Source organism: Psychrobacter sp. TB55-MNA-CIBAN-0194, assembly GCF_040309505.1.
Classification (GTDB): domain Bacteria; phylum Pseudomonadota; class Gammaproteobacteria; order Pseudomonadales; family Moraxellaceae; genus Psychrobacter; species Psychrobacter fozii.
The window spans coordinates 1-270 of the sequence record NZ_JBEOOW010000307.1; the positions used below are offsets into that span (position 1 = coordinate 1).

The 270-nt window shown below is 44.8% G+C and carries 1 protein-coding gene; it reads left to right on the plus strand.

Translation table 11 applies throughout. The features are described 5' to 3' along the window. The coding region (locus tag AAEY75_RS15255; RefSeq protein ID WP_352260055.1) for an efflux RND transporter permease subunit at positions 1-270 on the plus strand (270 nt) is incomplete at both ends.

Genomic DNA, 270 nt, shown 5'->3' on the forward strand with positions numbered 1-270 from the left:
GTGCTGGCGATTGGTATCGTGGTCGATGATGCGATTGTAGTAGTTGAAAACGTTGAGCGAAATATCTCAGACGGATTATCGCCCGTTGCTGCCACTCAAAAGGCAATGAAAGAAGTGACCGGTCCGATTATTGCCACCACATTGGTACTGGCGGCGGTATTTATTCCTACTGCATTTATGTCAGGCTTAACCGGACAGTTTTATAAACAGTTTGCGCTAACCATTACCATCTCCACTTTTATTTCGGCAATTAACTCGTTAACCCTTAGC